General features: G+C 68.2%; 9 protein-coding genes and 2 pseudogenes. 10 read left to right on the forward strand and 1 reads right to left on the reverse strand.

What is annotated here, in order from left to right; all coding sequences use genetic code 11:
• From I71_RS06145 to I71_RS06175, 7 genes and pseudogenes are all read left to right on the forward strand, one after another.
• A pseudogene (locus I71_RS06145) lies at positions 1-281 on the forward strand (D-alanine--D-alanine ligase); the annotation flags it as partial.
• On the forward strand, positions 278-1,528 hold the full coding sequence (locus I71_RS06150; protein ID WP_042692403.1) for an MFS transporter: 1,251 nt from the start codon (positions 278-280) through the stop codon (positions 1,526-1,528). The pseudogene I71_RS06145 and the gene I71_RS06150, both read left to right, overlap by 4 nt.
• 10 nt (positions 1,529-1,538) lie before the next feature.
• Positions 1,539-1,949 carry a hypothetical protein gene (locus I71_RS06155; protein ID WP_042692406.1) on the forward strand — a complete coding sequence of 137 codons (411 nt, stop codon included), beginning with the start codon at positions 1,539-1,541 and terminating at the stop codon, positions 1,947-1,949.
• 132 nt (positions 1,950-2,081) lie between these two features.
• Positions 2,082-2,489 (forward strand): NADH-ubiquinone oxidoreductase subunit NDUFA12 family protein, encoded by a 408-nt coding sequence (locus I71_RS06160; RefSeq protein WP_375731173.1) that lies wholly within the window; start codon positions 2,082-2,084, stop codon positions 2,487-2,489.
• Positions 2,490-2,576: 87 nt separating this feature from the next.
• Complete coding sequence (mlaD, locus tag I71_RS06165; RefSeq protein WP_042692410.1) at positions 2,577-3,098, forward strand: outer membrane lipid asymmetry maintenance protein MlaD; 522 nt, start codon at positions 2,577-2,579, stop codon at positions 3,096-3,098.
• A gap of 175 nt (positions 3,099-3,273) precedes the next feature.
• Complete coding sequence (locus I71_RS39540; protein WP_244433673.1) at positions 3,274-3,477, forward strand: hypothetical protein; 204 nt, start codon at positions 3,274-3,276, stop codon at positions 3,475-3,477.
• 153 nt (positions 3,478-3,630) lie between these two features.
• Entirely contained in the window at positions 3,631-4,038 is a 408-nt protein-coding gene (locus tag I71_RS06175) for a DUF2155 domain-containing protein (protein WP_244433674.1), read from the forward strand.
• A 45-nt stretch (positions 4,039-4,083) separates the two neighbouring features.
• Here the strand turns inward: I71_RS06175 and I71_RS06180 are convergent, their stop codons facing one another.
• A complete protein-coding gene (locus tag I71_RS06180; RefSeq protein ID WP_042692413.1) occupies positions 4,084-4,746 on the reverse strand; it encodes an alpha/beta hydrolase in 663 nt (220 codons plus the stop codon).
• A 346-nt stretch (positions 4,747-5,092) separates the two neighbouring features.
• Between I71_RS06180 and epsC the strand changes: the two genes are divergently transcribed.
• The 3 genes and pseudogenes from epsC to I71_RS06195 form a co-directional block, all read left to right on the forward strand.
• The gene (gene epsC / locus I71_RS06185) at positions 5,093-5,875 is read left to right on the forward strand and encodes a serine O-acetyltransferase EpsC (protein WP_042692416.1); all 783 of its coding nucleotides are present in this window, start codon (positions 5,093-5,095) and stop codon (positions 5,873-5,875) included.
• Positions 5,872-6,357, forward strand: a complete 486-nt coding sequence (locus I71_RS06190; protein ID WP_042692419.1) for an Rrf2 family transcriptional regulator — start codon at positions 5,872-5,874, stop codon at positions 6,355-6,357. Before epsC ends, I71_RS06190 begins: the two co-directional genes overlap by 4 nt.
• A 38-nt stretch (positions 6,358-6,395) precedes the next feature.
• A pseudogene (locus tag I71_RS06195) lies at positions 6,396-6,614 on the forward strand (protein-L-isoaspartate O-methyltransferase); the annotation flags it as partial.

A 6,614-nucleotide genomic window follows, 5' to 3' on the forward strand; every position in this document is an offset into this window, starting at 1 on the left:
GTGAACGTGCGCTGGTCGAGGAGTTCATCCCCGGTCGCGAGCTGACCGTGGGCGTCATGGGCGACCGCGCTTTGGCGGTGACCGAGATCGTCTTTCAGGCTCAGGTCTACGACTACACCGCGAAATACAGCGCCGGCCATGCCGTCCACACCATCCCCGCCGCCATCCCCGAGGCGGTGGCGGAGGAGGCGAAGCGGCTGGCGGTGCTGGCGCACCACACCCTGGGCTGCCGGGGCGTGTCGCGCAGCGACTTCCGGCGCCGATCCGGGAGGATGCCTTGACCACCGCCACCCCTGCACCGGCGCCCTCCTGGAGGACGCCCGCACTCGTCGTGATCTGCGGTTGCCTGATCTCGATGCTGGCCTTCGGACCGCGGTCCAGCATGGGTCTGTTCATCGGCCCGCTTTCGGAAACCCGCGGCTGGGGCCGCGACGTCTTCGCCCTGGCCATGGCGATCCAGAACATCCTGTGGGGAGCCGGCGGCCCCTTCGCCGGGGCGCTGACCGACCGCTACGGCCCGGCCCCGGTGCTGGCCGGCGGCGGGCTGCTCTATGCCGCCGGGCTGGCGCTGATGCCCTATGCCACCACAAGTGTGGAGCTGTACCTGACAGCCGGCGTGCTGATCGGCCTTGGCCTGTCCGGCGCCTCCTTCGGCATCATCATCGCCGGCTTCACCCGGCTGCTGCCGCCGGAACAGCGCAGCTGGTCGGTCGGCATCGCCACCGCCGCCGGATCGATGGGCCAGTTCCTGTTCGCGCCGATGGGGCAGGCCTTCATCGCCGGCTTCGGCTGGCAGACCGCCCTGCTCCTGCTTGCCGCCTCGATGATCGCGGTGCCGCTGCTGGCCAGCGTCTTCCCCGGCCCGAAGGGCATGACGGCGAGCGGCACCCCGGCGGTGACCGGCGCCAACATCGGCTACGTCGCCGCGGTGCGTCAGGCCTTCCAGCACCGCAGCTACGTGCTTCTGGTCGCAGGCTTTTTCGTCTGCGGTTTCCAGCTGGCCTTCATCACCACCCACCTGCCGCCCTATCTGACCGCCGCCGGCATCAGCCCGACGCTGGCCGCCTGGGCGCTGGCGCTGATCGGCCTGTTCAACGTCATCGGCTCCTACGCCTCCGGCATCCTGGCCGGCAAGGTCAGCAAGCGCTACCTGCTGTGCGCCAACTATTTCTCGCGCGGCATCGCGACGGCCATCTTCATCCTGCTGCCGATCTCGTCGGTGACGGTGATCGCCTATGCCGCGGTGATGGGCCTGCTGTGGCTGTCCACCGTGCCGCCGACCTCCGGCCTCGTCGCGCTGATGTTCGGCACCCGCTACATGGGCACGCTCTACGGCTTCGCCTTCTTCAGCCATCAGGTCGGCGGCTTCCTCGGCGTCTGGCTCGGCGGCGTGCTGTATGAGCGGACGGGGTCCTACGACGTCGTCTGGTGGCTGGGCGTGGCGCTGGCCATGTTCGCGACCATCGTCCACTGGCCGATCGCCGAGAAGCCCGCCCCGTCGCTGGCAGCGGCCGAAGCGAAGGCGTAAGATCGCCTCCATGAGCGATAGTCCGGCCCCCTCCTCCCCTTCTGCACCTCCCATCGGCCATGGCCTCGCCGCGGCACTGCTGGGCGGCATCCTGCTGGTCTGGGCCGGGTTGATGGGGCTGTCGCTGCAGCGCGCCGCCCTGCCCGATGCGACCGACGGCATGATGCTGGCGGTCTTCTCCCCCGGCACCAGCGATGCCGAGGCGATGGCGGCGATGGTGCGGGCCGGGGGCGAGCCGGTGCGCTCCACCTGGCTCGGCTTCGCCTGGGTCGCCCGCGGGGTGGAACCCGGATTCGTCGGCCGGCTGAAGGCGGAGGGCGCGCTGGCCGCCTTTGGCGAGCTTCCGGTCGGCCCGACATTGGGCGGCTGCACCGCCACCCCGGTCGACGCGGCGAAGATCGCCGCCACCCGGCTGCAATAACCCCCGTTTCCACCCTGTGGATCCGCTTGGGCCTCACCAACGGTGGACGCGCGCGCCCTGCGGTGTCATAGTGCGGCCCGCATTCGACCAGCCCCGGTTCCCGGGGCCAGACTCCGGAATTCGTGAGCGACGATGAGCGAGCCGATCTCCCTGTTCACCAAACTGGCGAACATCCACATCCGTTACGTCACGTGGCGTCGGGGCGCCAAGGTCGGCAGCGACCGCTTCGGCAATGTCTATTACCGCAGCAAGGACACCCAGCCCGGCACGCGCGAGCGCCGCTGGGTCCTGTATGCCGGTGAGCCCGACGCCTCCAAGATCCCGCCGGAATGGCACGGGTGGCTGCATCACACCACCAAGGAGCCGCTGCCCGAGGGGTCGAGCGCCTTCCACAAGCCCGGCAGAAGGAACATCTGCCCAACATGTCCGGCTCGGTCCAGGCCTATCGTCCGCCCGGCCATGTGCTGGCCGGCGGGCAGCGTGTGCCGGCCACCGGCGATTACGAGCCCTGGACTCCGAGCTGATCCCTGCGGGGACTGACCATCGGGTCAGAATTGACAGCGGAACGGAAAGCCCGGCCCCCTTCGGGCCGGGTTTCGATTCGGGAACTCGCAGCAGGATAGCTCTATGCGCCGGAATGTGATCGAAACCGTGCTTGGCGGCGTCGTGCTCGCCGTGGCCGCCGTGTTCCTTGCCTTCGCCTACAAAAGTGCGGATCTGCGCAAGGTGCAGGGCTATGACGTCAGCGCCAACTTCAACAGCATCACCGGCCTGCAGAGCGGTGCCGACGTGCGGATCAGCGGCGTGAAGGTCGGCACCGTCACCGGGCTGACGCTCGATCCCACCACCTATCAGGCGGTGGTCCACCTGTCTGTCGACAATTCGGTGAAGCTGCCGAAGGACACCGCGGCGGTCATCGCCTCGGAAAGCCTGCTGGGTGGCAAGTTCCTGTCGCTGGAGCCGGGCGGTGACCCCGACGCCATCAAGCCGAACGGCAAGATCGAGTTCACCCAGAGCACACCGGGTCTGGAGCAGCTTCTGGGTCAGGTCATCTTCTCGCTGCAGAGCATGAGCAAGTCAGGCGATCAGGCCAGCGGCCAGCAGGGTCAGGCCCCCGGCCAGCCCCCAGCTCAACCGCCCAAGCTGTAACCCCCCTCTGAGCGTCAACCCTGGACGTGGCCGGAACAGTCGGCCACGCCCAAGCGTTCCTCCCGCCATCCGGACGGCGTTTGCCGCCGGATCATGGAGCAGGAGGAATGCAATGCGTCTTTCCCATTTGGCCGCCCTTTGTCTTGCCCTGGCCACCGCTGCCTGCGGTGCAAACATGGAAGAGAAATCGGCCTCCGGCGGACTTGGCGGTGCTGCGGCCGGTGCCGTGGTCGGCGGACCGGTGGGCGCCGTCGTCGGGGCCGCCGCAGGAGCCGGCGCCGGTGCGGCGACCCAGAAGATCGAAGACCGCAACGGGCCCCAGAGCGGGTCCGGTGCCACCTACAGCGCGCCGGCGTCGCGCAGCAGCGTAACGCGCTGACGCACATCATTCACACAACACTCCCCGGCGTCCCCGGCCACTGGACGCTGACCCTGCTTCCGGGATAGAAGGCGGAGCGCTCAGGCACAGTCACAGCCTTCAGGCTGTGCTCCTGCCTCGGGGCGCCGTCCGCAATTACGGAAGCGATCCGACGTGACGAGACTTTCAACTTTTCGCTGGCCGGCAGCCGGTCTGCTGGGGGCCGCCGCCCTGCTGGCAAGCGCGGCCACCCTCCAGGCCGCCCCGGTCCCCAGCCAGATGCTCGAACGGCCGGCGGCCAAGCTGCAATGGCTGGACAAGGTGACCGCCCGCACTTCCACCTTCACCATGAAGGTCGGGGAGACCAAGGCGATGAGCAGCCTGCGCATCACGCTGCGCGCCTGTCGCGAGAACCCGCCGATCGAAACGCCGGAATCCGCCGCCTTCCTGGAAGTGACCGAGATCAAGCCCGGCGAGCAGGCGGAGCAGGTCTTCAGCGGCTGGATGTTCGCCTCCAGCCCCGCCCTGTCGGCGATGGAGAACCCGATCTATGATGTCTGGGTTCTCGGCTGCGAACAATGAGATGACGGGGAGGGCAGGCCTGTTCGCCCCCTCCCCCGCTCTCCCTCAATCGGCCACGGCGGCGATGGGGTTGCCCAGCGCCTTGTCCAGATAATCGTCCACCTGCGTCGCCAGATCATCGGTACGGTTGACGAAGAAGTGGCTGGCGCCGGGGACGACCCGGTGGTCGATGCGGATGTCCTTCTGGTGCGACAGTTTGGTCACCAGCTTCGTGACCGCTGCCTGGGGCACCACCTCGTCCTTGTCGCCATGGATGATCAGGCCCGAGGACGGGCACGGCGCCAGGAACGAGAAGTCGAACAGGTTGGCCGGCGGCGAGACCGAGACGAAGCCGTCGATCTCCGGCCGGCGCATCAGCAGCTGCATGCCGATCCAGGCGCCGAACGACACCCCGCCGATCCAACAGAGCGGCGCGTTGGGGTTGTAGGTCTGCAGCCAGTCCAGCGCCGCCGCCGCGTCCGCCAGCTCGCCCTCCCCCTTGTCATAGGTGCCCTGGCTGCGCCCGACGCCCCGGAAGTTGAAGCGCAGGGCCGAATAGCCGCGCTTTGTGAAGGACTGGAACAGGGTGAAGACCACCTTGTTGTTCATCGTCCCATTGTGCTGCGGGTGCGGGTGCAACAGCAGCGCGACCGGGGCGTTCGGCTGCTTGCCGTGGGTGTAACGGCCTTCCAGGCGACCGGCGGGACCGTTGAAGAGCACTTCAGGCATGGGAACGACGTTCCTGACGCGGACAAAGGGTTGTTGGGACCACCATGGCGACCGGCCGGACATTCATCCGGCGAACCGCCCCGGCGCACGGGCCTTCAGGCCCGCAACGGATTTTCCCGTCTTGGAGTGGGGTTTTCTGCACACAATTCTTGACCGTTTTGCTTGGTCATCATATATGCGTCGTAACGTCCTCCGGGACAACCCGCCTGACCAGCCCGATCGGCCCCAGCGCTAGCGGGACCGGCCGATCAGTCCGGATCCCCGCCGGCCGGAGCCATTGAGGGTCCGAACCGGAAGGTCCTGAACCGCAAGGGTCCGACAGGCCGAAACCGGGCGCGGGCGGCCGATGAGAGCGGCGGACTATACCACGGCGGGTGATGGCGTGTTCAAGCATCTTCGCGAAGAGATCGATGGGATCATGGCGCGCGACCCCGCCGCACGGTCCCGGCTGGAAGTCGCGCTCTGTTACCCCGGCTTGCACGCGATCGTGCTTCACCGCATCGCCCGGCGTGCCCGCGACGCCGGCTGGCATACCACCGCCCGTCTCGTCTCCCAGGTCGCCCGCACGTTGACGGGCATCGAAATCCATCCAGGCGCCACCATCGGACGGCGTTTCTTCATCGATCACGGCATGGGCGTGGTGATCGGCGAGACGGCGGAGATCGGCGACGACGTCATGCTCTATCATGGCGTGACGCTGGGCGGCACCTCGCTGACCCCCGGCAAGCGTCACCCGACGCTGGGCGACGGCGTCATCGTCGGCGCCGGCGCCAAGATCCTGGGTGCCATCACCATCGGCCGCGGCGCTCGGATCGGCGCCAACGCCGTGGTGGTGGCCGACGTGCCTGCTGAAACCGCAATGGTCGGCATTCCGGCCAAGCCGGTGATCCCGCGCGAGCGCGGCGAGACCCAGAAATTCATGCCCTACGGCACCCCCTGCGGCGACATCCCCGACCCGGTGGCCCGCGCATTGACCGGCCTGCTCGATCAGGTGACCGCCCTGCAGGCCCGTGTCGGCGAGCTGGAGGCGGATCGCCGGCCTGCCGCCCTTCCCCGTTCAACACCCACACCGCTAGAGACGGTGGCGTCCCACCTCGGGATGCACGAAGCCCAAGGAGAATCGCGATGAGACTCAGCACCAAGGGACGCTATGCCGTGATGGCGATGGTCGATCTGGCCGCCACCAGCCAGGGCAGCCCGGTCGCGCTGGCCGACATCGCGGAACGGCAGGAGATTTCGCTGTCCTATCTGGAGCAGCTGTTCGCCAAGCTGCGCAAGGGCGGTCTGGTCAAGAGCGTGCGCGGTCCCGGCGGCGGCTATCTGCTGGCCCATCCGGCCGACGCCACCCGCGTGTCCGACATCATCCTGGCGGTGGACGAGCCGATCCGCACCACCCGCTGCGCCAACGGCACGCCGCAGGGCTGCCGCACCAACCGCTCGCGCTGCCTGACCCACGATCTCTGGGAGGAACTGGGCAACCAGATCCATATGTATCTCAGCTCGGTCACCGTGGCCGACGTGGTGGAGCGGCGGATCATCGGCACAAGCGGCCTGAACCTGCTGCGCCCGGCCCCCGCCGCCGACACCTCCGCCGTCGCCGCCGCCGAGTGATGCCGCGGCGTGAGATCGGTCTTCCATGGTGAGCGTGCCTGAAAAGTGACTTCCGCATTTGTCGCCCGCTGTTCGTCCCGGAAGCCTTCCAGGACCGGGCATGGGAGGATGTGGCCCTGCCCATCGACCTGGGCCAGACCATCAGCCAACCGCTGGTGGTCGGCCTGATGACGCAGGCGCTGGAGCTGACCCCGCGACATCTTGTCCTGGAGATCGGCACGGGTTCCGGCTATCANGGCGCGGTGCTGTCGCGGCTG

The sequence above is a fragment of the Azospirillum sp. B506 genome (genome assembly GCF_000333595.1).
In the GTDB taxonomy this organism is placed as follows: Bacteria; Pseudomonadota; Alphaproteobacteria; order Azospirillales; family Azospirillaceae; genus Azospirillum.

What these genes read in the sequence shown, in the direction of transcription:
- I71_RS39540 (WP_244433673.1), top strand. Translation starts at nt 3,274, where the DNA reads ATGGAAGAGAAATCGGCCTCCGGCGGACTTGGCGGTGCTGCGGCCGGT.
- I71_RS06180 (WP_042692413.1), bottom strand. Translation starts at nt 4,746, where the DNA reads ATGCCTGAAGTGCTCTTCAACGGTCCCGCCGGTCGCCTGGAAGGCCGT.
- mlaD (WP_042692410.1), top strand. Translation starts at nt 2,577, where the DNA reads ATGCGCCGGAATGTGATCGAAACCGTGCTTGGCGGCGTCGTGCTCGCC.
- I71_RS06160 (WP_375731173.1), top strand. Translation starts at nt 2,082, where the DNA reads ATGAGCGAGCCGATCTCCCTGTTCACCAAACTGGCGAACATCCACATC.
- I71_RS06190 (WP_042692419.1), top strand. Translation starts at nt 5,872, where the DNA reads ATGAGACTCAGCACCAAGGGACGCTATGCCGTGATGGCGATGGTCGAT.
- I71_RS06155 (WP_042692406.1), top strand. Translation starts at nt 1,539, where the DNA reads ATGAGCGATAGTCCGGCCCCCTCCTCCCCTTCTGCACCTCCCATCGGC.
- epsC (WP_042692416.1), top strand. Translation starts at nt 5,093, where the DNA reads ATGAGAGCGGCGGACTATACCACGGCGGGTGATGGCGTGTTCAAGCAT.